This is a genomic window from Agarivorans sp. DSG3-1 (assembly GCF_046774965.1).
Classification (GTDB): domain Bacteria; phylum Pseudomonadota; class Gammaproteobacteria; order Enterobacterales; family Celerinatantimonadaceae; genus Agarivorans.
The window spans coordinates 1,439,879-1,464,268 of the sequence record NZ_CP177241.1 but is presented as its reverse complement, the minus strand read 5'-3'; the positions used below and the strand labels follow the sequence as shown (position 1 = coordinate 1,464,268).

Below are 24,390 nucleotides of genomic sequence, written 5' to 3'. Positions count from 1 at the left end.
TATTGTTAGCAAATGAAAATCATTATTCTTGGAGCGGGCCAAGTAGGCGGCACGCTAGCGGAAAACTTAGTGGGTGAGAAATCAGACATTACCCTGGTAGACACCAATCAAGACCGCCTTCGTGAGCTGCAAGATAAGTTTGATTTACAGGTAGTATTTGGCCATGCCGCCCACCCTAGCGTGTTGCGCGAAGCAGGGGCTCACGATGCTGACATGTTAGTGGCAGTCACCAACAGTGACGAAACCAACATGGCAGCCTGCCAAATAGCATATACCCTGTTCAATACCCCAAACAAAGTCGCACGGATCCGCTCAGAAGAATTACTCGCGGAAAAAGACGCGCTATTCTGCAACGAAGCGGTACCTCTGGATCACCTCATTGCGCCTGAACAGCTGGTAACCGACTACATCAGCCGCTTAATTGACTACCCCGGCGCTTTGCAAGTGATGCAATTTGCTCGTGGCCGAGTGGGTTTAGTGGCGATTAAAGCCTATTACGGCGGCCCGTTAGTGGGTAATGCCTTATCGGTATTGCGTGACCACATGCCCGATATCGAAACCCGTGTGGCGGCTATTTTTCGTCAAGGTCGAGCTATTCGCCCTCAGGGCACCACGGTGATCGAAGCCGATGATGAAGTGTTTTTTGTTGCCGCCAGTGACCACATTCGTAAGGTGATGGCCGAACTGCAGAAACTTGAGAAGCCCTATCGCCGTTTAATGATTGTAGGCGGCGGAAATATTGGTGCAGCGCTCGCTAAGCGCTTAGAAAGCCAATACAGCGTTAAACTGATTGAACGAAACCAACGCCGCGCCGAACAACTGGCTGAAATGCTCAACAATACTATTGTGTTTTGTGGTGACGCTTCAGACCAAGAGTTACTGAGCGAAGAAAACATTGAGCAAGTTGACGTATTTATTGCGGTAACCAACGACGATGAAGCCAATATTATGTCGGCCATGCTGGCTAAGCGCATGGGCGCTAAAAAAGTAATGGTACTGATTCAACGAGGCGCTTATGTTGAATTAGTACAAGGCGGCACCATCGACATCGCCATTTCTCCGCAGCAAGCCACCATTTCAGCGCTACTCACTCATGTACGTCGCGCCGATATCGTTAACGTGTATTCGCTACGACGCGGCGCAGCAGAAGCGATTGAAGCGATTGCCCATGGCGATAGCAACACGTCGAAAGTGGTCGGTCGCAGCGTAGGTGAGCTAAAACTCCCTCCAGGCACCACCATTGGCGCGGTAATGCGGGGGAACGAAGTCATTATCGCCCACGACCATACTGTTATTGAACAAGACGATCACGTGGTGATGTTTTTAGTGGATAAGAAATTTATTCCTGAAGTAGAACGTTTATTCCAACCTAGCCCATTCTTCCTGTAGGCTAAATTTCACATGATGATTACCCCCGATCTTCGGCCCATCATGTTTGTTACAGGCATTGTGCTGTCTAAACTCAGCCTACTCATGTTAGCCCCGCTTGCTTTAGGCATGGCTTACGACGAGCCCGGTTACGTTGAATTCTTTTACACCATCATAGTGACCCAAACCGTGGCCTTTGCCCTGATTCGCTGGGGGAAAAAGCCATCTTTTAAACTGTCAGTTCGTGGCATGTTTTTGCTTACCACCACCGTATGGCTAGTGGCCTGTGTATTTGGGGCACTGCCGCTGTATCGTATCGACCACATCAGCTTTACCGACGCCTTTTTTGAAACCATGTCTGGCCTCACCACTACGGGCTCAACGGTACTAGCGGGTTTGGATGAGATGCCCAAAAGCGCGCTGCTATGGCGCTCTATGCTGCAATGGTTAGGCGGTATCGGCTTTATTGTTTTAAGCGTAGCCATTTTGCCATTTTTAAATGTTGGCGGTATGCGTTTATTCCAAACCGAATCCTCCGATTGGTCTGACAAAAATACCCCTAAAACTAAAAATGTGGCCAGCAATATTCTTAAAGTTTATCTGCTGTTATCGATGCTATGCGCGCTGGCTTACCACTTAACCGGCATGGATTGGTTTGAAGCCATTAACCATGCCATGACCACCATATCCACCGGCGGCTACTCCACTTCAGACGAATCAATGGCGCACTTTAGCAATGCCAGCCACTGGGTGGGCAGCGCCTTTATGTTATTAGGTGGTTTGCCATTTTTACTATTGGTGCAAACACTTCGCCATAAAGATATACACTATATTTGGCGCGACGCGCAGGTAAGAGGCTTTATCATCCTAATCGCAGTAGTGGGCGGAATGATGAGCTTATGGCTGTGGTTACACGGCACATTTTCACTACTGGATGCATTGCGCATCAGTATCTTTAATATTATCTCTATCGTCACGACCACTGGCTATGGCTTAACTGATTTTAGTCATTGGGGTAACTTTACGACTGTACTGTTTATCTTTTTGATGCTGGTGGGAGCGTGTTCTGGTTCAACCTCTGGTGGGATTAAGATTTTCCGTTTTCAGCTAGCCAGCGGTTTGTTCTCACGCCAGTTAAAGCAGTTAGTGCATCCTAATGGTATATATCCTCATCGCTACAACGGCCGATTAGTTAGCGAGCAACATGTACGCTCACTGGTGGCGTTTATTTTCGCCTTTTTCTTCACCTTAATTCTACTCGCCAGTGGTTTAGCCTTGCTGGGTTTAGACCCCATTACTGCGCTGTCTGGCGCAATGACCGCTTTAGCCAATGTAGGGCCAGGATTAGGAAGAGTGATCGGCCCCGACCATAACTTCCATTTGCTGCCTGATTCGGCCAAATGGTTGTTGTCATTGGGGATGTTATTAGGCCGCTTAGAAGTGCTCACCGTACTGGTGCTATTTTTGCCCGCTTACTGGCGCTATCGTTAGGCTTGGCGACGACCTCGCAAGAGATAAGGGTTCGCCCACCACCAAATCCCTAGGTAGACAAAGTACAGCCCAATAATAATCATTTTGTGCTGATTACTGCCGGTATCCACTGTTTCAAAATCAACGCCAGCGATACGGCAATACAATAAGGTAATCACTACAATGCTGTAGATGGTAGAAAAGCGCCACAAAGTGAGTAATAAAGAACGCAGCGCCCCAAGTAACATAAATCAGCCCAGCCTATGCAAACATGCCAAGAGGCGAGCGGCTAAACGCCACGGCCAACAATTGAGCAAATACCGCTATTGCCGCTAAGCCCGCCACTAAACGTATCAACTGATTTGGCGCGCGCTTAAGAGCAAATATACCCAGCACAATATATACCACCAGCAACACTACTTTTGCGCTCAGCCAATCTTGAGCAATAGGATATTGCTGCAACATAACGCACAATAAAATAGCAGCTGCTAACAAGCAGGTATCAATGATGTGTGGGGTAATTTTCAGCCATTTTTTATTGAGCATGGGTGATTTGAGAAGCGCTAAAATCCAACGAAAAATAAAGCCGAGAATACTGAGCATAGCCAAGGTCATATGCAGGTGTTTTGCCATTGGGTAGTACTCGAGCATTTCATATCCTTATTTTAGTAAACAATTATCACAGCGCTCAGTGTATTAACTTGGCTTTAATACCACAAACTTTTTTCATCAGTAACAATTCAATAACTAAAGCTAGGTGCCTGATTATAAAAACAATAACAGGGCATACCTCACATTAACCTTTCCGTTTTGCCGATTTCGCCACCAATTCATCACAAATAACGTGATCTAGCTCTCTTGGGCGATCTGCTAAACTATGGGAGAGTGTTGCTACTTTATTATCTTTTCATTAACAAATGCCGGAGTCGGTCATGTCAGAAGCGCCAAATATGCTACCTGCCATCGATATTTTGATGTGCCACACTGGGGCCTCATTTTTAGATGCCTGCCAAGAGTTGGGTGTAGACCCAAACGAAATGTCCGAGTTTGATCCAATAGATTCAGAAGATAAATAAAAAATCGGCAGCCTCGGCTGCCGATTTGTTTAAACCTTTACTAACAAGCCTCAGTTTTCACCCCTAATAACAAAAAACATAAGCCCATAAAGCCCACCTAAAACAAATAGTTAAATCGCTTTGTAAAGATTGTGAATTTGCAGCAGCAGCGCTAGCTTTCGGCTTGCGATTGTAGTTACAATTGATATCTTTAATGCCTATTTATAGGTAGATTTATTAAGCATCAAAGCTGTTAACTTATCACCCAGCGAGTAACGGAATGTCGCAGTTATACCGAGTAAGCTTTATTAGTAATGGAAAAACCTACGAGTTGTACGCTAGGCAGGTCAATCAAGGCACCCTGATGGGTTTTGTTGAACTTGCAGATTTTGTGTTTGATGCGCGCGCTCAACTGATCGTTGACCCTGCGGTAGAGAAGTTGAAAACAGAGTTTTCTGGAGTATCGAAAACATTTGTGCCTATGCACAATATACTGCGCATTGATGAAGTCGATAAACTAGGGCTTGCCAAAATTCATGAAGATGCCACCATTACTCCTTTCCCCTCAAATCTGTATACCCCTAAACAATGAGCAGCGATTCAATCATTGATTGGTTCAAACTAAAAGCCCAATTTGGTCACCAAGACCTACTAAAACATTGGCTGACAGATTTTATCGCCGGTAGCGATCAAGAATTAGCACAACTTCAACTAGCAGTCAGTAATCAGCAATGTCCGGACGGATTGTTATTGCAGCTGCAAGGGATGGCGGCGCTAGTGGCTAGCCCAAGTTTAAACCGCTGCGTTCAACAATTGAAGCACAGCGAACAACTAGCAGTAGATTTAGAGAACACTTTGCATTGCTATCAGCAGCTAGTGAGCGAAATCACTCACTACCTACACCAACACTAGGGTTTTTTCAGCCAATCGCCCGACGGTGATTGCACATAAGCGCCACTGTTACTGCGCTCAATGGCTTTTTTACCTGCCAAGGTTGCCACTTGTTGCTCTGTTAAGCCGTTCTCTTTAGCTATCTGCTTGTATTTAGCCAAGCGCTTTTGGTTAATACTCTCCACCAAGCTTGTCACTTCACTGCTGTGGCTTACTACGCCTAATAAGCCATTGCTTTGCTCGCCTACCCAGCCTTTGGTTTTAGCGTCATCTAAATCGATTGCCGCTACAGAAAAGCTTAAGCTCAACAGTAAGGCTAATATCCAGCTATTCCATTTCATCATGCTCTCCTAAAACAGTCCGCTATCGTCACTAAATAAATCATCAAGTTGCTTATCTACACGCACTCGAATCTCATGATCAATTTTTACATTGAGGTTAACCGTAATTGGTTTATCTACCGCCACTTCAACTTTAGGAGTACAGGCCGCAAGGCCAAGTACCATAGTTAAGGTGATGGCGCTGCTAACGAAGATGTGTCGTCTATCCATTGCTGCAGTTGTCCTGACAGTTGTTCGCCAATACGTAAACTACGTAATAGCTGATAAATGTTTTCTTGGTGGCCGTAATTTAAGGTTACCAAGCGCGGGCTGACTTGTTGATTACGCCCAATAAGCTTTACCTGCATATCCAGTTGCCCATCTTCGGCAAAATCTACCTCGGCTGCAAGTGTTTCATAATCAAAGTCTTCTAATAAGCTTAACGCAAAATCAAGAGAAGCATGCTGCGCCTTAACCGCCACTAAAGATTGATGAGTTAGCGAAATATGACCGCTCGGTTCTACTACCGCCAGCTCACCATCAGTAATCGCGATGCCTTGCTCACCAAAGCGCATCGGTAAACGACCCGATACCGAGCCATGCATACTTAAACCCAGCTCAGGATACAACTTAACTAACTGCTCTAACTGAATTTTATCTAATTTTAGTAAGGCCGTATTTGGTAACGCTAAAGGCACTTCTTCAAGCTGAGCTTGCCCACCTAATACATTGAAAGAAATATCCTGCAATAGCAGGCTTTGCCATTGAGTTATGGGCGAAAACGCAGGTTGCTGCCAGTGCAGGGCAAGCTCTGTTAGGGGAATACCAATATCCCATTGCGCCAGCGAAAGCTTACCTTGATGCTGCCAGCCCTGCTGAGGTTGATAGCTAAACGCACTGGTTATGCTGGCATCATCAAAACGCAACTCTCCCCACAGTGCATTAATTGTCGTGGCATCAATCTGCCCTGTTAGCTGTTGCGTTTGCCAAGTAAAATCCACGGTAGCGGCAGCGGATAACAAACTTGCAGGCTCTGGCAAATCAATAAAGGCTTGTTGCAGGGGAAGGAGGTTATCGCTGCTTAAGCGACCTTTAACAGCCTGTTCAGGGCTTAGATGCCAGCTGCCGGAGCCTTCGGCCTGCCAATCATCAACACTCACCCGCCAAGAGTCTTTGGTTAATTGCCAGTTTGCCGCAGGTAAATTGATGTCGGCAATACTTAAGGGCGAACTTGCTAACCTTAAGTGCCAGTTGTTCCATTGGCTTAGCTTGGCGGTAAAAGAAGCATCGATCTCTGGCAAGTTAAGCGCGCCTTTAAGTTTCAGCTCCTGCCCCACTAAACCACTTAGCGAAAAATCGAGATTATGTAGTCGCGAATCAACTAACCAACGTTGTTGGCTAAGCGTGGCTAAACGCGCTAAAAGCGTTTTGCCTAACATGCCGCTCAAAGAGATATGGCTGCTTTTAGGTAGTATCAGTAAACTAAACTGGCTGGTCGAATTGGGGCCTTGCTCTTGATAGTTAAGCTGCCATTGCAGACCTTGCTGTTTTAACCCAAGCTTGCCCTGAGTAATTAACTGCTGGTGAGCGCTAAGCTGCAAGTTTTTCACTTCAACCTGGCTAGCACTCAATGCTTGAGGAAGCGCCAACAATTGTTCAAACATTTGCTGGCTGGCAGCCTGTAACATTGGTGGGGAAATAGTCTCAGAGCTAGCGTCTGGCTCGGTATCTAGCAAGCAAGACACATCTAGGTGTACGCTCTCTATACTCACAGATAGTGGGATGGCAGTAATACTCAACCCTTCGGTATGCACAGCCGGGCATCCGCCCCACTCACCTTGAGCCATCGCAGCAAGCAGCTGAGTATTCGCCGAACACACGCTACTAAAAACACACGCCATAAAAACGCATATATTCAAGCTAAGAGTTTGAATAAAACAAGGGCTCTTCAAGGCTGAATGACGGGCCTTTCCACGCAAGCGAATACTTCCATTTTGGCTTAAGGGTATGTTTGAATACTAAGCGTTTTTGCCTTGAATAACGAGCAAACAACTTGCTCAACAATTATTTGAGCTTGACGAATCAGCTAAAAGCGACAAAAACTTAAGACTATTAATCAGTTTAATTAGCCGCCGCATTCTTTTTCTTATCAAGGAGCTACGTATATGGGTGTAACAGTAACGCGAGGAACACGCTAATGCCATGGTGGTGGTTTTTGGTCATGACCATCATCATCGGCATGGTGGTTTTTCAACTATGGCGTAACGTACAGCAGCGCCGCTGGGATTCGCAACAACCCTTACACAGTTTGTGGGTAACAGTGTCTAGGCGTGATGAAATTCCGATAACCCGTCCCGGTAAAGAAAATGAAGATTTACACACTCGCTACCGCTATTTTCTTGAATTCACTCCCCTTGAGGGAGGTGAATCGCGCCGCTTTCAAGTTAAGCGTAAGCAGTTTAATCAGCTCACCCAAGATCTTGAAGGCGAACTCACCATTCAAGGTAGCCGCTTAGTGAGCTTTGAAGCGGGCCAAGCGAGCGCGCAAGATAGCGAAGGGCAATAAGGCCACCAGCAGACCCGCGGCTATAAACATCGCTCCCAATGCATGGTAGGCCGCTAACTGTTCGCCCAAAAAACTCACACTAAGCACCGCGCCAAATAACGGCATTAAATGAATATATTGACCAGCAAGATTAGCCCCAACAATTTTTACTCCGTAGTTCCAGGCTAAATAAGCCAGTAAAGAAGGGAAAATGGCGACATAAGCCAAGGCACCCATAGCATCATAACTGAGGTTAAACGCGGCTTGTGGCAGGTTTAGCCAATAGAATGGGCTAAGCACTAACGAGCCTACCACTAAGGTACAACCTAGGAATGCTGCACCACCTAGATCGGCGGGCTTAAAACGCAAACCTATTGAATACAGTGCCCATACTAACGATGACAACACGATCCATGCGTCACCTTGATTAATGCTTAGGCTGGCGAGTTGCTGCCATTGGCCTTTTACTAACAAGGCCAATACCCCAACAAACGACAAACCAATCCCCAACAATTGCCGAGCAGAAATTTTTTGTTTTAGCGCTAGCCAGCTCACCAGCAGAATGAATATGGGAATCATTGAATTAATAATGAGGGCGTTGGTAGCCGTAGTGCTTTGCAAACCGATATACACGCAAGAGTTGAAACCTGCCACCCCCAAACACGCTAAAGTGCTAATACGCAGCCAATTAGCTTTAATTACTGCTCGCTGGCGCCACATACTGGAATACAACAAAGGCATGGCAATCAACATTGCTAAGGTCCAGCGCCAGTAAGATAAAGACATGGCCGGCACTTGGTCTGAAATATAACGGCCTGTAACAAAATTTCCGGCCCAGAATAGCGGCGGTAAAACCAGTAAACCATAGGCCAACAGCTTTCCTTTCATGAAACCTTCCTTTCTCACTCTAGACCTCAAGCACTTAGGGCTGTTAGGGTATAGCATCAGCCGGTGATTTGCAGTACTATCCGCCATCGCGCTGATAGCGTTTTCTACTACAACATTAATTCATGGATAACGATCAATGAGTCTACTCGAGGCTATTAATGCAGGATTGCATGTAACAGCAATTATTTTGCTGGCTGGTGCGCTGTACTCTGAAGCCTTTCTGTTTCGCCGTGGAATGAACGAAGACGACGTTAAAAAGCTGCTGTTAGCCGATGCCACCCACGCATTTTCTACCGTGCTCATTTTTATTACTGGCGCGCTAAGATTATTTATTTTCCATAGCACCAGCCAAACTTATCTAGACAATCCATTCTTTGCCTTAAAAATGCTGCTGTTTTTTGTGGTAGTGCTGTTATCTCTTTACCCTTCATCTACCTTTTACCGTTGGCGCCGAGCCTTAAAGCAAGGCAAACCTTCAATGATTAGCTACCGCCAACACTCGTCGGTCATTTGGCTAATTCGTTTAGAGCTAGGGGTGTTATTGTTAATCCCAATGCTGGTAACGCTAGCGCGTGCCGGGTTTGGTAACTAAACACCGTTTTACCTCTTAAATGAGCAATTAAGATCTAAAGTTACCTTTAGGCTGTTTTTGTTGTCGTGCCTGTTGTATAGATAAGCACAGCGAACAACACTTAGCGTTTGAGGTTTACGATATGCCTACTCCATCTTTCCGGCTCAGCCAAGAGCATGAGCTCGACACGGTGTATCCAGAGAAGATTGCTCCTTATTGGCAAAAGCATGCTCAGTCAGCCAGCTTTACTGGGGTGAATGGCTTAAATATTCACTATGTAAAAGTCACTGCAGAGACACCAAACCAGCAGGCAATAGTAGTATCTCCAGGGCGAACCGAAACTTACCTAAAATACGATGAACTGGCCTACGACTTGGCTCAGCAAGGCTATGACGTATTTATTATCGACCACCGTGGCCAAGGGCTATCAGACAGAGAGTCGGCTCGCCAAGAGCCTGGTGATGTGGCGCAGTTTCAATATTATGTAGACGACCTAGCTCAGCTTATTGAACAACAGGTGCTTAGCCAAACCTACTCACACCGTTTTCTATTGGCCCACTCTATGGGAGGGGCGATTGCCGCCCATTACTTACAGCAGCACCCCGGTATATTTAATGCGGCGGCGCTATCTGCGCCGATGTTTGGCATAAACCTAGGCTTGGTACCCAAATTTATTGCCACCTCTCTTGCTGCAACAATGAGTCGATTAGAGCACTCATTACAACGCGGTCCTTATTATGCGGTAGGCCAGTCTAACTATAAACACTGTGGTTTTAACAACAATCACCTTACCCACAGTGAAGCGCGTTTTAAGCAAATGCAGCAGGTTTATCTTAACTACCCACAAATACAACTTGGCGGCCCAACAAACCGTTGGCTTCACCAAAGTTTTACCGCTATGCAGCAGATAATAGAACACGCCAAGAGCATTAATCTTCCACTATTATTACTACAAGCTGAGCAGGACTCTATAGTTACCGCAGCTGCCCAACGGGCCTTTTTTAAGGCAATGACCAGCTCGAATGAACAGGGGCAATTTAAGATTATCGCCGGTTCACGACACGAAATACTGTTTGAGCGCGATACTCTTCGTAACCCAGCGTTAAACAACATTCTCGCGTTTTTTGCTCAGCATTCTAACTAGCAGTAACCCGCTTTAGTGGTTTACCAAGGAGCTAATATGTATCAACTTATCGCCACTGATTTAGATGGCACGCTGTTAAACGGCGAACATCAAATATCTGAACATACAATGCAAACGGTTACACGCTTGTACCAGCAAAACGTGAAGTTTTTAATTGCTACTGGCCGCCATTATATTGATGTAAGACCGATCGCCGATCAGTTTGATTTCCCCATGTATTTAATCACCTCAAACGGTGCACGAGTGCATAACAAACAAGGCGAAGTGCTGTATCGAGCCGATTTAAACTCTGAGCAAATTCAGGGCATTTTAGATATTTCAGCTAAGTATCCACTACACCGAAATATTTACCATGAAGACAATTGGTACGTTGAACAAGAAAACGAATATGTGCGCTCGTTTAACCAACACTCCGGCTTCAATTACCAGGTCACGCATTTTGAAGATTTAGAGCATCAGCATATCTGTAAACTATTTTTTGTTGCCGACCATGAAATATTGCTTGAGCTGGAAAAAGAACTGGTGGCGAAGTTTGGCGATGCACTAAACATCACCTTTTCCCTTACCGACTGCCTTGAGGTAATGACCGCTAAAGCTAACAAGGGCGAGGCCCTAAATGCAGTGTTACAACAAAAATCTATCTCTGCTGAAAATTGCATTGCCTTTGGCGATGGCTTAAATGATAAGGAAATGCTGGCTTTGGTAGGAAAAGGTGTGATCATGGCCAACGCGCATGACCGTTTAAAGTTGACTTTACCTCATTTAGAACAAACACTTAGCAACAAAGAAAATGGAGTAGCTGAGTTTCTTATCGGCACTTTCAAGTTGTAGCGGTATTTATAAGGGAAAGGTAATGAGGTTTGTTAAGGTACTTGGCATTGCAACAGTAAGTTGTATCAGTTTATTTGCGTGTTCTCAAACGCCACCTCCCGCCCCACCCAAAAAGGTTGAGCCAGTTAAAGTAGCGGTTAAACTCAACCCCGCCACTCAGCTTACCGGCCAACTTCAGCTCAACAAACAAGGGGCTATATTTACCCCCTGCCAAGGCAGTAGCCAGTACTGGGTAGAGTTTTCTTCAGCAGACAAACAACTGCTAGAACGCTTTGCCGACAACAGCCAACTACACGTAGAAATGATGGGCCGCTTCGATAACGTAAGCAAGCAAGCCCCGCAGGCTGACTATATTGCTAAAATTGTTCCTGAAAGCTGGCAGTACCTAGCGTCTGAAGGCCCAGGTTGCGAGTTTAGTGTTTCCGAGCTTAGCGCTTGGGGTAACGAACCTAGCTGGCGAATAGATGTAGAAGAAAACAAAATTCTGCTCAGCACGATGTCTGGCGCAGCCAACCAAGCAATTACTCGCAGTGGTATAGATAAAGGCGTTCATTTTTGGCAAGCCGGTGCTGACCTTTACCTTAGCGTAACCAAGCAGCAGTGCATGGATACCATGGCCGACAGCGTGTATCCCTATACCGCAGAGCTCACCTACAAGGGTAAAGTATACCAAGGTTGTGCCCGCCGCCCCTTCGAGCAGCATGTAGACTTACTCGCCGGTTATTATCAAGTAAAACTGCCTACTGCTTCGGGATCTGGCCGAGTGGTAGATTTAACCCTAAATGGTGATTTTAGCGCCCAGCTACAAAACACCTATTTAGAACAAGACAAAAGCTTTGTTGAAAAAGGTTATTGGTACCCACTAAACCAAACTAGCCTGGCATTTACCGTTAGCCAAAGCCGTAATCAGCAAGTTAAAAGCGATATGATTTTTGATTGGGACGGACGTCTACTGCGTTTACGCAACCCAGAGTCTCAGCAACAAGGCAGCGCTGGCCTTAATATGATGAAAATGAACGGCCCAGCCATGGCGCATAACAGTAAAACTAAAAAGACTTACCATCAACGCAGCTTTGAGCCTGCCACCTTAAAGGCCAGCAGCGAATACGATCCTGAGGTAGAGGCGGCATTAAAGCAGTACTTCAAGTTGCATCGTACCGAGCTAAATGGCACCAAGTACCAATGGTGGAAGTTTGATTTAAACGGCGATGGTAAAGACGAAATTATTAGCTACGTTGACTGGTGTGGTAGCGGCGGTTGTAGCTTATTGGTATTTGAAGCCAAAGATAACAATCACCGTTTCTTAAGCAAAACAACACTAGTACATACGCCGTTCTTTCTGGCCACATCAAGCAATGCCCGCTGGCAAGATTTATTAATACAAGTATCGGGCGGCGGCGCCACACCAGGGCTGCGTTTATTACGCTTTGACGGCCTAAGTTACCCGCTAAACCCTAGCGTTCAACCAGAGGCTCCTTCGCCAGCCCCTGTAAGCGGTATTACCTTTCAAGCTGAAGCCTTCAGCTCTGGCGCAGGGCGAGCGCTTAACTAGCCACAGACATTGCTAGCTCAATCTCAGCGCTAGCGTTACAATGCCCCTGATTTTTCAGGGGCAAGTTATGACACAGCAATACGATGTAATCATTATTGGCGCAGGCGCCGCAGGTTTAATGTGTGCTGCTACCGCAGGCTATCGCGGCCGTTCGGTATTAGTCATTGATAACGCTAAAAAAGCCGGTCGAAAAATACTGATTAGTGGCGGCGGCCGTTGTAACTTTACCAATCAACACGTCGCGCCAGACAACTTCCTGTGTGAAAACCCTCATTTCGTTAAATCGGCATTAGCCCGCTACCCTTCTAGCAACTTCATCGAATTAGTAGAACGCCATGGCATTGAATACCACGAGCGAGACCACGGCCAACTCTTCTGCAACGACAACGCAAAAGAAATTGTAGACATGCTGCTTACCGAGTGTGATTGGGCAGGTGTAACCATCAGCCTACGCAGCGAAATTAAGTACATTAAACAGTTAGCAGAACAACAGTTTGAAGTGAGCGCTGGCGGACAAACATACCAGTGCAGCTCCTTAGTCATCGCCACTGGCGGGCTTTCTATGCCAAAGCTTGGTGCTACGCCTTTTGGCTATAAAGTGGCTGAACAGTTTGGCTTAAAAGTGCTCCCTACTCGCGCAGGTTTAGTGCCATTTACTTGGCATACCGAGCAAAAAGAACACTTTGAAGCACTCTCGGGCATTGCCGTTCCTAGCTGTATAACCGCCGCCAACGGCAAGCAATTTAGCGAAGCCCTATTGTTCACTCATCGTGGCCTCTCTGGCCCTGCTATTTTGCAAATATCTAACTATTGGCAACCCGGCGAAGCCATTAGCATTGATTTACTCCCTAAGCAAAATGCCGCAGCCTTGCTCGAACAAGTATTACTACAGCACCCCAAACAAAGCCTTAAAAACACTCTAAGCCAATGGTTACCAAAACGTTTAGTAGAAGCCCTGTTTGAAGAAGCCATGCTAGCCAAAGCACTAAATCAACTTGGCCATGGCGAACGCGACAGCATTGCCGCTCAACTCAACAATTGGCAAATCACCATGAACGGCACCGAAGGCTACCGCACAGCAGAAGTAACATTGGGTGGTGTAGATACCAACGAACTTAGCTCTAAAACTATGGAAGCAAACAAGACAAAAGGCTTATACTTCATAGGTGAAGTAATGGACGTAAGTGGTTGGTTAGGCGGGTTTAATTTTCAGTGGGCTTGGGCTAGCGGTGTTGCTTGTGGGTTGGATTGTTGAACGAAAATTTGTAAGTGCTAATTGGAAATAGTGAGAATTGCTGTTTGGCAAGCGCTACCTAGCAATTCTCATGTTGATTTAAACAATAAGACTCGTTCAAGTGACTCTAAATCTATTTGTTTATTCGATTACAACATCCGCTGTATAGATATTTATCACCAACGGAAAACATCACGTCATATTCATACACAAAATCGGACATATCATCAGAACATTGATGTGTTTTCGCCAATGTAATGCTTACAGCCTCCCCATTAAGCCCAGAACCTTGTATGACCCAACGGTTATTATGATTAACCGAAGCAATCACTTTACCTAGTGTAAACGAAGTAGTCTGATCATCAATATCGCTGTAAAAAATAGTCTCACCTTTAACACTTAAGCCCCAAAAGGGTTCTGCACCTAAACACTCCAAACTTTCAATTGAAAGATTGTCTTTTGCAACTGCGTTGAAAGCGAAAAAAGTAAGCAATATAAAAGCGCTTGAAAAATTATTAGACATTAAGCTCTCTCACGCAATGTATCGTATGGGTTCTCTAACACTAAAAAATGCCCAAAACTCATCCATCGGCCCTATTTTCTTAAGATTAGAAGCAATGCCTTTGCAAGCGAAACGATCTACTTTTCAAAATACACCAAACCATTTTTCGATGCAGTCTGAAAGACTGCAACATTGATAGGCAAGCTACAATAAACCTCTTGAATATGAACCAAATAATCAGTGTCGGTATTTGGAAAAAGTATGATCACGCCCAGCGTCAACATACTCTATTAAATAAAAGAAATCTTGGCGGCGAGATCACTAATCCATGACTTGTAGTTTAGAGGTAAACTCTTGATACTGTTCTTTAGCTGTTACCATAGCCTGCTCAGCCTTCTTTTTCTCTTCCATCGAAGTGCTCTCAGATAGCGCTTGGTAGCGTAGCTCTGCAATTTGGTAATGCTGAAGTAACAGAGTACCCGTCACAGTATCAACCCAATTGATAAATCCAAGGTTTTGAATATCCCAACCAGTATTATCCACTTGTTCAGTCAATTCTTTTGGGCTTTTTTCTGTGAGTTTTCTAAAGCTACTCAAAGCATCAGCAACATATTCAATACTAGCTTGGCTTTCTTCCAATGAAAAACGGGAGCTATAATCTTCTGGCTCTATATTCTCGCTAGCAAACGCGAGCAATGGAAACAATACTGTCAGCAATAACACTGATTTAAACTTCATAGTCGAATTCCTACCAACGGGCTTTATAGCCACGCACATCATAATGAACGAAAGTGTTATACAACCCTAAGCCGCCATCAGCCATTTTCTTACTAGCTATTAGCTCTAACACTTTCGCATGAACCTCTTTTGGAGCCATACCAGACACCGCAATATCTGCAGCTTTTGCTTGAACATGAAGACTATTTTTTGTCCCGCCAACTTTTCGGTTATGCTCTGGTGTTCTATAAGCGCTATTTATTTTTATTGGTTTGCCTAACTCTTTTCTTAACACATCTAGCTGCCCAGCTAGTGTTTTAATGCTAGGCCTTAACTCAGTGGGGACTGGTGTCTTGTCATTATCGTGGCAAGCAAACTCTTTCCAAGCAAAATAGGTCGAAGCTTTACCTGCAGCTGGAGTAGTAACCACTGGTTTAATATTACCTAACGTAGTGTTTAGCTTCTTATGACTTCGCCCATTAGCATCAATTTTTCCATCAGGGCGAACCATGCCAACGACTTTCTTTTGAAAGACTTTAATCGCAGCTACAGTTTTCGAATTTTCTGGCTTTGAGCCTAATTTTCCGTCTACCACTAACTTTTTAGTCGGTGGAATTTGTCCCAATATTTGGTTCAAAGCAGCTTGTACGGCTTTTACATCGTTGGGTTTATTTATGCCACCCATACCGACTGATTGGGTGATTTGTAACTTAGCCATTGTTGTTCCTTATACAAAGCTATATTTAAAATTTTTATTACGACTTTTCGCTAACTACAACGCTAATGTTACCTGTGCGCAAAGAGGGACTTAAAGTAACTCATCCCCATTTATTAGGGATTAATATCTACCCTGTTAGCCCCTACTCATAGTCAGCAACCAACCTATATGTACCACACGCCTCACACTTAAATAGGGCTGTCCATAATGGGCTATTTTCCCGAGCTAACTCAGCATTTAATACTTCATCAGTCAATTCCAACCTATCTCTTATCAGATCCAGATCAGCTTGCAATACATGTACTTTATCTTGAATATCAACACTAGATGCACTACCCATAACCACACAAAAATCGCCACAATGAACAGGCCAGGAATCTTCTTGAGCAAAGAAATATCCAGGTGTTCGTTTTGTGAGTTCCTCTACTAGCGATTCGTCATCAACCTCTTCGATTTCATCTTCATCAACAAAAGTTAAATCAAATTTTTCGGCAGCTTTTCCATTTGCGATACAAGATGGACAAATTCCTTCTACTTCGTCGTTCGAATAAAAGGGGCCAACATACATATAATCTCTTTGCATACCACAGACAGGACACTCACATGTTGATTCAACAAAAACACCTGACCCAATTGGATCAGGATGATATTTAAAAGTCGGCAGATTTTCGCTCATTTATCTTTGTTCCCATTTCATTTTTTGAATTATAAACACTTTCTTACTCGGGGCCTGGATCTATCCACTTTCCAGGTTCCGTTGGATGGGGAATAAGTCTTTCACCTTTTTGTTTAAAGTGCTCTCGAATTTCTCGAGCCCTTTGAGCTTTACCACCTTCAGCTTTATTAAAATATGATTCACCAGGATGACGGTTAACTCCATCAACTAAGGCCGTGTGATTATTGCCATCTGGATGCCCTGGCCCTCTCAATTCATCAATAACCCCGCCGTGTGTTTCGGTTGGAAGCTGATGCCTATGATGCGGAGCTATTTTTGTTCCACCTGATTTACCTTTTAGAAAAGCCTTTCGCTGCGCATCGGTAAATTCACCAGCATCAACTATTGGAGGTTCCGACATTCTTGGGTCAAGCGGGCTCCACTTATGACCATCATAAGTTTCTACTGGGACCCCCTTCCAATTAACATCATTATTATGAAGAACCGTATGAGTTCTGTTGTTAGCCCCAGCGATGACCTCAGATGGCCTGCCCTGCGATTTCCACTCGTCAATACTACCATCGCCGCCATTAGCCAACCAAGTGCGATGTCCTAGCTCATCTTGTGCGGCTTGTTTTTGAATGAAGCCATCCACATCATCAGAACCCGCTCCAACGTCAAATGAGATTAAAGCTAAAGCCCAAGGAGATTTTGGTATCAAAGCTGCTACTAATGAACGATTAGCAACTGCGTATACGGCTTGGTTTGCGGCTTGTCGGCCAACGTATTGCCCTAATACTTGGGAGCCAGATGATGCTAGTGGTTGTGCCGCTGGTGCTAATAACGGTAAGCCAGCTAACAACGGTGTTCCATCTTCTTTACATAAGCCCAGAGGATCTACCCAGTTAGTCGGGCTTGGGGTGTATTGATAAAGGTTTAAACCACCGAGTAATTCAATCGGATCTTGCTGTATGTAACGGCCTTGCTGCGGGCAGTAGTAGCGGTAAAAGTTGTAGTGCAAACCGCTTTCATCATCAAAATACTGGCCTTGAAAACGCAGTGGGTTGTCTATTTTGTTGATGCTGAGTTGTTCAATGGCGCCATAAGCTTGGTAGTGGGCTTGCCACACTATGTTGCCTTGCTCGTCACTTAAACGAATTGGCGTACCGATATGGTCTAAGTGGTAATGGTAAACCTGGCCCTGTTTAATCATCACCAATGGGCGGTGGCTATTTGGCTCGTATACATACCAAGTAAACTGGCCTTGGCTGTGTTCACCGATTAGCGTTTGGCCTTCCCACAAGTAATCTACTTTGCCTGCGGCGGTGGTTTTGCTGGCGCGGCGACCCAAAGCATCATATTGATAAAGGGTGTTGCTGCCTGCTTGGTTGATGCTTACCAATTGATTTAAGCCATTAAATACTCGTTGTTGGCGAGCGTTGGCTTGGCTGGCGCTAACTTGGTTGCCGTAGCGGTCGTAGCGATAACTTCGCTCATTAACGCTAATCAGCTTATCGCCCACCCGCTCTGCTTGTTTTGGGTTGGCAAAGCTATCAAACTCAAACTGTTGGTTGTGTTCACTTAAGCTGTTGGCTTTAGTCAGCTGGCTCAGTGCATCGTAGGCGTAATTTTTACTGCCTAACTCGCTGTCGTTTACACCGATAAGTTGGTCGCCCGCATCAAAGCGATAGTCACGCGCTATGTTGGCCGTTTCGCCTTGGCCTGTGTCTGTTATCCATTGCTGCTTAAGCAAGCGGCCTTGTGGGTCGTACTCGTTATGTAGATGATGGCTGTTGCTTAAATGGCGTCCCGCTTCTTCGCCCGCATCGGTAAAGTGGCGATGCATAATGGCTTGCTGGTTAAACTTAAGCTCGGTTAATCGGCCTTGCTCATCGTAGTGGTAACTCAGCGTGCCACCGTCGGGTAAGGTGGTGTGGCTACGTAAGCCTTGCGTATTCAGCTGGTGCAAGGTTTGCCAATTATCTTGCCAGTGTTCTTGTAATTGCCCATTAGCAAAATAGCTAAAACGGCTCTTTCGAGCAGCGTTATTGGCAGACGCTGTACGGCCGTTAATATCATAGGCAAAACTATTGATGAGGCTAATGCCGTCGCTACCGGTGCTGCGCTGCTCTATCACTTGGCCGATGGCATTGCGCTTTAATTGAACTAGGCGCTCGCTATTTTCAGCGACTTGGGTAAGTTGGCCAACCAAATTGTATTGGTAAGCTTGTTCACGCCCATCAAAACCAATGGTTTTGCTAATCCGTTCGCAGCTGTCATATTCCAGTTGGTAAGTTTGGCCGTCACTACGTTCAATGCTGGTAAGGTTACGCTCTTTGTCATAACTAAATGCCAACCAAGAGCCGTCAGCGTTTATCTGTTTACTGGGCTGCGATAAACCCTCGTATTCAAAGCTGGTGCTGCGATCCAGTGGGTCGGTAACGCGGCTAACGCGCCCTGCATCATCATAAGTATACTTGCGCTGTTGCTTATTTTCTGGTGAATCTTGATGATAACCCACGACGCTAATCACATTGCCTTGTGCATCGCGTTCGAACTGGCTTACCCAGCCGCTTACATCAACCTGGCCATTGCATTCACCAATCGCGTTATAGCTATAACGTGTTAACGCTTCCCCTTCTTGCTTGGCACTGAGTAAACCTTGCTCGTTCCACCAGTACGTTTGCGTGACTTGGTTGCTGGCCGACTTATTGACTAAGCGGCTTTGCGCATCGTAACGATACTGCGTTACTACACCCTGTACGTCAGTTTCCTGAGTTAATAAGCCAAGGCTATTAAATTCACGCTTAAGGTTTGAACCGTCGGCATAATCAATCTGAGAAATAAAACCCAAGCGGTTATAGTGGTAACGGGTAAGGCTTTTGTTGGGATGTTGCTCTGCGTCTAGCTGGCCTACGCTGTTGTAATGAAAACGACGAGTGGCACCGCTTGGGTCTACCTCAGCCACTTTTCGCTGCAGCTCATCATATTCATATTGCCAGCTTGCGCCGTCTGGTGCGGTTTTCTTAAGAATTTGCCCCTGAGGATTATGCAAGTAACTCCAGCAGTGATTAAAACTGTCGAAACTGCGGCTAATACCCTGCTCAAGCTCATATTCAAAGCGATAGTGATAATGCTCGTTATCGCCCCACTGCTCTATACATCGAGCATGCTGGTTTGAGCCATCCCAACGAAAATAATGTGAAAAGCCTGAAGCGCGGGTACGTTGAATTAACAAGCCTTGCTGGTAACGGTATTGCTCTTGTTGGTTTAAACGATTGGTGGCGCTAACTAACTGATTGTCATCATCATAAGTGTAACTGGCGTAAATCTGCGCATCCGTTGCTTTACTGCTACGCGCTTCCACCAATCGGCCTTCTAAGTCGTAACGTAAGAACAATTGCTGGCTGTGATTCACCTCAACACTGGTTAAGCGCTGTGCCGCTGAATAACGCAAGCGGTAGGTGGTATCTACACCCTCAGACATTTTGCTTAATAACCAATGCTGCTGATCTTTGGTAAATCGCAGCAATTTGCCGTCACTGCCGCTAATAGTGATTTCGTCAGTTTGATGCTGCAGCACCACGCCAGATTTTAGCTGGCTACTTTTGCCGCCAGGAGCAACATAAGGGAAAAATTGCTGATGACCCAAGGCATCAGTAAATAGCCAGCCGGCTTGTTCACCGGTTTGCTCTTCTAGAGAATAATGAAAGTTATGTCGCCAACCTACTCCCATCCCCTCGTTAATATGAGACAAGCTTGAGCGATAACAACGCTGCCAACGCAGAGCGACATGACCGCTTAAACAAACATCTTCTAGCTCCAGTACTTCTTCACCGCTGCTCATTACTACTGGGTCGCCACAGGTTTGCGTATCCTGGTGGTCTACCGCTTGCTCTACCGCGTCGTCACTGTGTTTATCTTTGCCGTTACTTTGGGTCTTCGAGCGCCCTCCCGAAGCTTTGGGTTCATTCAGGACGGATGAACTTCGGGAGGGTCTCGAAGAGGGGTTATGGCTAGGCAGTTGCTGCTCTTTTTGAGCATAAAACCACACCTCGCCATTAAGCAATGCACTAATCAATTGTTGGTGTCGGTCACCGTTTTTTTGATTAGACACTAAATTATATAATCGTTGTAATCCTTTGCCGTTCGCATCGGCTACGCCGCCAAAGTTAGCTAAAAAGCTATCGGCTGCATTTGAGTCGTTAAAAGCCGGAGCGATTGAAGAGCGCTTAGTGCCAGAGAAAAACTCATAGGCGTAGCCGTCTATCCCTTTAACTACTTGTTTTTGGGTTCCATCCATACTGCTGCTCTACACCACTAAGCGACCCAAGCCAGCATCATTGCGCTGCGGTAGGTCTTATCAGAAATATCTAATTGAAAACTCACACCAGCATGTTTCTCTCGCTGGTAATGCATAAATAAGTGACACAAATTGTACAAGCCACTACATACACCCAAATCGCCAACGCGGGCATCGGCAAAAACAACTTGGCTACGCGAACCGACGCAGTCTTGAAACTGCTGATAAGCATTTAGCCATGCATCCATTAATTCAGTATTTAATGCGCTGGGTAAATAACATTGCGTTAAGCTTTCGCCGCACTGTTGTCGGTAACGTTGAATAAGTGCGCTGACCGTGGCTTCAACACTCTTGTCGGGCGTTTGTACCTCGTAGCTCGCCCATGGGATCGTAAATCCTTTTTTAGCCGGTTGTAGGCTAGCAGCAATAAAACACTGGCTAGCCACACTCGGCGACTCACTCTCGGCAGCATTTGCTTGCAAGCGTTCGTCTTGGTGATACGCGACCAGCTGAATCGTGCTAATTTTTTGTTGCTCGAACAGTTTCAAAGCTTGTCGAAGCGCCAACTGCATAGCGCTTCGCCCATAAGGAAACAAATACACTTTAGTGGCTTGTTCCAAGGCTGGCACTAACGCTAACAGCGCTTGATAAGCCTCACCTTTGGCTTCTTCTAACGGAGCCTCTGGCAACAGAACAAATACCGCATCCGCACTGAAATCAAGGTTTTCAACGCGCTTAACGACATCTTCTGAAAAACTAAAATGACGCAAGCAGTGCTCATCACTCACCCGCAGTTGTGGCTCAAGCACTTGTTCGCTTAGCCCCAAAATATCGTCAAGTTGATGGTGTTTTCCGAGCAATAGCGCATCGATATTAAGCTGTAGGTTCACCGCTTAACCTATTAACACAGTAGGATTACCCACAACAATTTTGCCACCATGTGAGGTGGAATCACCTAAACGAGCCACGGCTTTGCCGCCCACCGTTACCGATGAAGAACCTGCTGAAATAGTATCCGGCGGACCAATACACACCAGTTTGTCACCAACACAAGCCACTGGCATACCGCCAGCGGTCACCGTGCCATTTCCACCCACTACTGGGCCGCCCACATGTGGCACCTTATTCTGAACTTTAGGACACACGTGAAATGACCCAAGCATTGCTACTGGCTTACCCATTATCGTTCCTAATTAAGTGAAATAGCTGGCGCTTTTAGCGCGATAGACGTGCCATTGATAGAAATAGAGGTACCTTTGATATCAATACTGCCACCGCTAGAAAGCGTTATAGACGCGCCTCCTGCTTTAATAGTGATATTGCTACCAGCCACTAAATCGATGTTTTTGCCTACATCAATCACTAGGTTTTTACCCACTTTTTCAGACTGGTTCTCAGCCACTTCTACGCTAAGGTCTTTACCAATTTTTTCCGACTGGTTTTGCTTAATCTCGGTTTGCAGATCCTTCTCGGCCTGCATATACAACAACTCTTTCCCGGTATCGTCGTCAAAACGAATTTCGTTAAAGTTACTGTCTCCGCCGCCTTTGGTAGAACGCGTTTTGATTCCAGATTGAGATTTTTTGCTCGGTAAACCGTAAGGCGGCATCTGATCGCCGTTATACAAAGCACCGGTAATTACTGGCTGATCTGGGTCGCCTTCTAAAAAGCTCACCAATACTTCTTGGCCTACTCTAGGTAAGAAAAACGCGCCGTAGCGGCTACCCGCCCAACTTTGCGAAACACGGATCCAACAAGAGCTGTTGCCGTCTGATTTACCTTCGCGATCCCAATGGAACAACACCTTAATGCGACCATATTTATCAACATGGATTTCTTCGCCAGGGTCTCCCGTTACCAAAGCCGTTTGGGCGCCATGAATCACCGGCCGGGCAGTGGCTTGGGAAGGTCTAAACAACACATCTGAGGGAATACAAGAAAACTGATTGTGCAATACTTGGCCACTATTTTTAGCTGCACCAGTTTGACTAGCAATGGCGACACTCAATGATAATTGAGTAATCAAGTAAGTTTTATTCACTTGAGCCGGATCTTCATGCGACTTAAAGCTAAAATATTGGCCAGCGGTAAAGGTGGCGCAGGTACTACCGCCGCTGCAAATAAGCGCATCGCGCTGCATTGCTTCTAACGCAACGTTAGCCGATGTTTGTAACTGTGGATTAAACTCTGAGCCAGCATAATATTCAAATACTTCAGCGCTTTTCTGCTGCTTGGCTAAGGCGGTATTTTGATGCTCACCCTTAGGTTTAGCACTAGGTTTTACAAAATCAAACCCCCCTTTACTTACCCGACCTGGCGTAATATTAAGGTTACCGCTCCAAGAAAATACATGAGACTCCGACAACGATCCCGTGGTGAAGGCCACTTTGCTTTCATCGGCTTCACGATAGGCACTTAAAGCATCAGCCAATACCACGCTATGATTTGCCTTGGTATGTTCGATGAAATAGAAAATACCCACTTCTTCTAACAAACGGTGAATGAAGGCAAAATCACTTTCGTTGTATTGCACCTTAAAGCCTAAGGTTGGATAGCTAGTTTTAAGCTCACTTTTAACTTGCACACCGTGTTCTGCCAATACCTTTTTAACGATTTCATCAGCACTTAAGTTCTGAAAAATGCGGCAGTTGGTGCGTTGTTTTAAAAAATGTAAATGAGAGACAATTTGTAGCTGATAATCTTGAAATTTCTCACCATCAGCTTCACTGGGCACACGGCTCCCTAAAGAGGTCACACTTGCCACAACGCCATTAAAAAAACGGGTAACAGTCGATTTACCTTTTAGATAATCTAAATTAATGGTAACCGGCTTTCCAATAACGTCTTCTTCAGCAATTACTTGCCCATTTGTATAACAAGAAACATTAATTAAGAAAGGCGCAGAAATACCTTCCTGAATATCAAACTGAGTAAGATGAAGAACATCTTTACCCAAAGGAGTTTCTATTTGGATGATATTCTTACTTTGACTTGCCTTTTCCATATGCTTCATGTTCACACTATTTAAACAAAAAAAGCGGGATGGCAAGCCACCCCGCAGAAAGCCAATTACATTTGTTGGCCTTTAACACCGCTGTAACCGTAAACAAGCGGAGCTTGAACGTTACCTTGGTCATCAGTAGGAGTAACTGTCATCATCATTTCTGTGTAAGAAATAGTGATGTTTTCTACTGGACGGTCATCTTGAATTGATACTGAGTAGCTAGAAACCATAGCGTCAGTTAGTTCAATTTTCATGATTTCTTCGATTTTCTCGCCTTGCTTAGTAATATGGAAAACTGCTGGCTTACCTTTACCAATAGTGGCTTCTTTGAAAAGATCAGGAGAAGCTTTATCTTGCAGTTTTGAAATAGTGATATCACAAAGACGTGTAGAGCTAGCTTCACGATCTTGAGCAGTACCAGTGTGAGAAGAAATCTCACGAGCAACAGACCAATCTACTGCTAGTAGAGTAATCATGTCTTTGTACTGTTCAGCTGTCGCTTCACCTTTGATATCGCCGTACTTCAAATAAGTATTCGCTTGCATGCTAATTTCCTTTAGCTAATTAAATAAAATTCACCCTAATGGGTTAGTTTTCAAATGCGTCGATTTTAAAAACGCGC

The 24,390-nt window shown here is 45.3% G+C and carries 26 protein-coding genes; 11 read left to right on the top strand and 15 right to left on the bottom strand.

All coding sequences use genetic code 11. The annotated features are described in order from the left end of the window. Positions 1 to 12 precede the first annotated feature (12 nt). Both trkA and ACLD71_RS06900 read left to right on the top strand, forming a co-directional pair. Positions 13 to 1,389: a Trk system potassium transporter TrkA gene (trkA, locus tag ACLD71_RS06905; protein ID WP_137672453.1), complete on the top strand. Its 1,377-nt coding sequence runs from the start codon at positions 13 to 15 to the stop codon at positions 1,387 to 1,389. A gap of 12 nt (positions 1,390 to 1,401) precedes the next feature. After that, entirely contained in the window at positions 1,402 to 2,859 is a 1,458-nt protein-coding gene (locus tag ACLD71_RS06900) for a TrkH family potassium uptake protein (RefSeq protein ID WP_411993781.1), read from the top strand. Here the strand turns inward: ACLD71_RS06900 and ACLD71_RS06895 are convergent. Next, entirely contained in the window at positions 2,856 to 3,086 is a 231-nt protein-coding gene (locus tag ACLD71_RS06895; protein WP_137672454.1) for a hypothetical protein, read from the bottom strand. The two genes, ACLD71_RS06900 and ACLD71_RS06895, sit on opposite strands and share 4 nt — an antisense overlap. Positions 3,087 to 3,099: 13 nt before the next feature. Next, on the bottom strand, positions 3,100 to 3,489 hold the full coding sequence (locus ACLD71_RS06890) for a SirB2 family protein (protein ID WP_411993779.1): 390 nt from the start codon (positions 3,487 to 3,489) through the stop codon (positions 3,100 to 3,102). 281 nt (positions 3,490 to 3,770) lie between these two features. Between ACLD71_RS06890 and ACLD71_RS06885 the strand changes: the two genes are divergently transcribed. The 3 genes from ACLD71_RS06885 to ACLD71_RS06875 all read left to right on the top strand — a co-directional run bounded on the left by ACLD71_RS06885 (position 3,771) and on the right by ACLD71_RS06875 (position 4,805). Next, complete coding sequence (locus tag ACLD71_RS06885; protein ID WP_174235929.1) at positions 3,771 to 3,914, top strand: hypothetical protein; 144 nt, start codon at positions 3,771 to 3,773, stop codon at positions 3,912 to 3,914. Between the two features lie 259 nt (positions 3,915 to 4,173). Continuing rightward, on the top strand, positions 4,174 to 4,485 hold the full coding sequence (locus tag ACLD71_RS06880) for a DUF1820 family protein (RefSeq protein ID WP_137672456.1): 312 nt from the start codon (positions 4,174 to 4,176) through the stop codon (positions 4,483 to 4,485). Further along, entirely contained in the window at positions 4,482 to 4,805 is a 324-nt protein-coding gene (locus ACLD71_RS06875) for a hypothetical protein (RefSeq protein WP_137672457.1), read from the top strand. Before ACLD71_RS06880 ends, ACLD71_RS06875 begins: the two co-directional genes overlap by 4 nt. On the opposite strand, the gene ACLD71_RS06870 is transcribed toward ACLD71_RS06875, so the two are convergent. Genes ACLD71_RS06870 through ACLD71_RS06860 form a run of 3 tightly spaced genes read right to left on the bottom strand, consistent with a single transcriptional unit; the run spans position 4,802 to position 7,005 of the window. After that, positions 4,802 to 5,128, bottom strand: a complete 327-nt coding sequence (locus ACLD71_RS06870; RefSeq protein WP_411993776.1) for a YdbL family protein — start codon at positions 5,126 to 5,128, stop codon at positions 4,802 to 4,804. The genes ACLD71_RS06875 and ACLD71_RS06870 overlap by 4 nt on opposite strands. Before the next feature lie 6 nt (positions 5,129 to 5,134). Next, on the bottom strand, positions 5,135 to 5,290 hold the full coding sequence (locus ACLD71_RS06865; RefSeq protein WP_174235933.1) for a YnbE family lipoprotein: 156 nt from the start codon (positions 5,288 to 5,290) through the stop codon (positions 5,135 to 5,137). Positions 5,291 to 5,292: 2 nt separating this feature from the next. Beyond that, the gene (locus ACLD71_RS06860) at positions 5,293 to 7,005 is read right to left on the bottom strand and encodes a YdbH domain-containing protein (RefSeq protein WP_411993774.1); all 1,713 of its coding nucleotides are present in this window, start codon (positions 7,003 to 7,005) and stop codon (positions 5,293 to 5,295) included. A gap of 296 nt (positions 7,006 to 7,301) precedes the next feature. On the opposite strand from ACLD71_RS06860, the gene ACLD71_RS06855 reads away from it, so the two are divergent. Then, complete coding sequence (locus ACLD71_RS06855; RefSeq protein ID WP_137672460.1) at positions 7,302 to 7,670, top strand: DUF2500 family protein; 369 nt, start codon at positions 7,302 to 7,304, stop codon at positions 7,668 to 7,670. Here ACLD71_RS06855 and ACLD71_RS06850 read toward each other — a convergent pair. Continuing rightward, entirely contained in the window at positions 7,617 to 8,537 is a 921-nt protein-coding gene (locus ACLD71_RS06850; protein WP_411993772.1) for a DMT family transporter, read from the bottom strand. The two genes, ACLD71_RS06855 and ACLD71_RS06850, sit on opposite strands and share 54 nt — an antisense overlap. 136 nt (positions 8,538 to 8,673) lie before the next feature. Here ACLD71_RS06850 and ACLD71_RS06845 point away from each other — a divergent pair, with 136 nt between their 5' ends. The 5 genes from ACLD71_RS06845 (at position 8,674) to ACLD71_RS06825 (ending at position 13,890) form a co-directional block, all read left to right on the top strand. After that, a complete protein-coding gene (locus tag ACLD71_RS06845; protein ID WP_137672462.1) occupies positions 8,674 to 9,129 on the top strand; it encodes a DUF2214 family protein in 456 nt (151 codons plus the stop codon). 121 nt (positions 9,130 to 9,250) lie between these two features. Continuing rightward, positions 9,251 to 10,252, top strand: a complete 1,002-nt coding sequence (locus ACLD71_RS06840) for an alpha/beta fold hydrolase (protein ID WP_411993770.1) — start codon at positions 9,251 to 9,253, stop codon at positions 10,250 to 10,252. Positions 10,253 to 10,288: 36 nt separating this feature from the next. Further along, positions 10,289 to 11,083: a Cof-type HAD-IIB family hydrolase gene (locus ACLD71_RS06835; RefSeq protein ID WP_303514631.1), complete on the top strand. Its 795-nt coding sequence runs from the start codon at positions 10,289 to 10,291 to the stop codon at positions 11,081 to 11,083. A 22-nt stretch (positions 11,084 to 11,105) separates the two neighbouring features. Then, entirely contained in the window at positions 11,106 to 12,635 is a 1,530-nt protein-coding gene (locus ACLD71_RS06830) for a copper resistance protein NlpE N-terminal domain-containing protein (protein WP_411993768.1), read from the top strand. Positions 12,636 to 12,702: 67 nt separating this feature from the next. Further along, the gene (locus ACLD71_RS06825) at positions 12,703 to 13,890 is read left to right on the top strand and encodes an NAD(P)/FAD-dependent oxidoreductase (protein WP_411993766.1); all 1,188 of its coding nucleotides are present in this window, start codon (positions 12,703 to 12,705) and stop codon (positions 13,888 to 13,890) included. A 112-nt stretch (positions 13,891 to 14,002) separates the two neighbouring features. Here the strand turns inward: ACLD71_RS06825 and ACLD71_RS06820 are convergent, their stop codons facing one another. The 9 genes from ACLD71_RS06820 to ACLD71_RS06780 all read right to left on the bottom strand — a co-directional run bounded on the left by ACLD71_RS06820 (position 14,003) and on the right by ACLD71_RS06780 (position 24,313). Next, a complete protein-coding gene (locus ACLD71_RS06820) occupies positions 14,003 to 14,392 on the bottom strand; it encodes a hypothetical protein (protein ID WP_411993764.1) in 390 nt (129 codons plus the stop codon). 300 nt (positions 14,393 to 14,692) lie between these two features. Next, positions 14,693 to 15,109 (bottom strand): hypothetical protein, encoded by a 417-nt coding sequence (locus tag ACLD71_RS06815; protein WP_411993762.1) that lies wholly within the window; start codon positions 15,107 to 15,109, stop codon positions 14,693 to 14,695. Between the two features lie 10 nt (positions 15,110 to 15,119). Then, on the bottom strand, positions 15,120 to 15,806 hold the full coding sequence (locus ACLD71_RS06810; protein WP_411993761.1) for a D-Ala-D-Ala carboxypeptidase family metallohydrolase: 687 nt from the start codon (positions 15,804 to 15,806) through the stop codon (positions 15,120 to 15,122). Positions 15,807 to 15,948: 142 nt separating this feature from the next. After that, entirely contained in the window at positions 15,949 to 16,482 is a 534-nt protein-coding gene (locus ACLD71_RS06805; RefSeq protein WP_411993760.1) for a CbrC family protein, read from the bottom strand. Between the two features lie 43 nt (positions 16,483 to 16,525). Further along, the gene (locus tag ACLD71_RS06800) at positions 16,526 to 20,764 is read right to left on the bottom strand and encodes an RHS repeat-associated core domain-containing protein (RefSeq protein ID WP_411993758.1); all 4,239 of its coding nucleotides are present in this window, start codon (positions 20,762 to 20,764) and stop codon (positions 16,526 to 16,528) included. 17 nt (positions 20,765 to 20,781) lie between these two features. Then, positions 20,782 to 21,654: a hypothetical protein gene (locus ACLD71_RS06795; protein WP_411993756.1), complete on the bottom strand. Its 873-nt coding sequence runs from the start codon at positions 21,652 to 21,654 to the stop codon at positions 20,782 to 20,784. 3 nt (positions 21,655 to 21,657) lie between these two features. Then, positions 21,658 to 21,945 carry a PAAR domain-containing protein gene (locus ACLD71_RS06790; protein ID WP_137672473.1) on the bottom strand — a complete coding sequence of 96 codons (288 nt, stop codon included), beginning with the start codon at positions 21,943 to 21,945 and terminating at the stop codon, positions 21,658 to 21,660. Between the two features lie 8 nt (positions 21,946 to 21,953). Beyond that, a complete protein-coding gene (locus ACLD71_RS06785; protein WP_137672474.1) occupies positions 21,954 to 23,768 on the bottom strand; it encodes a type VI secretion system Vgr family protein in 1,815 nt (604 codons plus the stop codon). A 65-nt stretch (positions 23,769 to 23,833) separates the two neighbouring features. Further along, positions 23,834 to 24,313 carry an Hcp family type VI secretion system effector gene (locus tag ACLD71_RS06780; RefSeq protein ID WP_137672475.1) on the bottom strand — a complete coding sequence of 160 codons (480 nt, stop codon included), beginning with the start codon at positions 24,311 to 24,313 and terminating at the stop codon, positions 23,834 to 23,836. Positions 24,314 to 24,390: the final 77 nt, after the last annotated feature.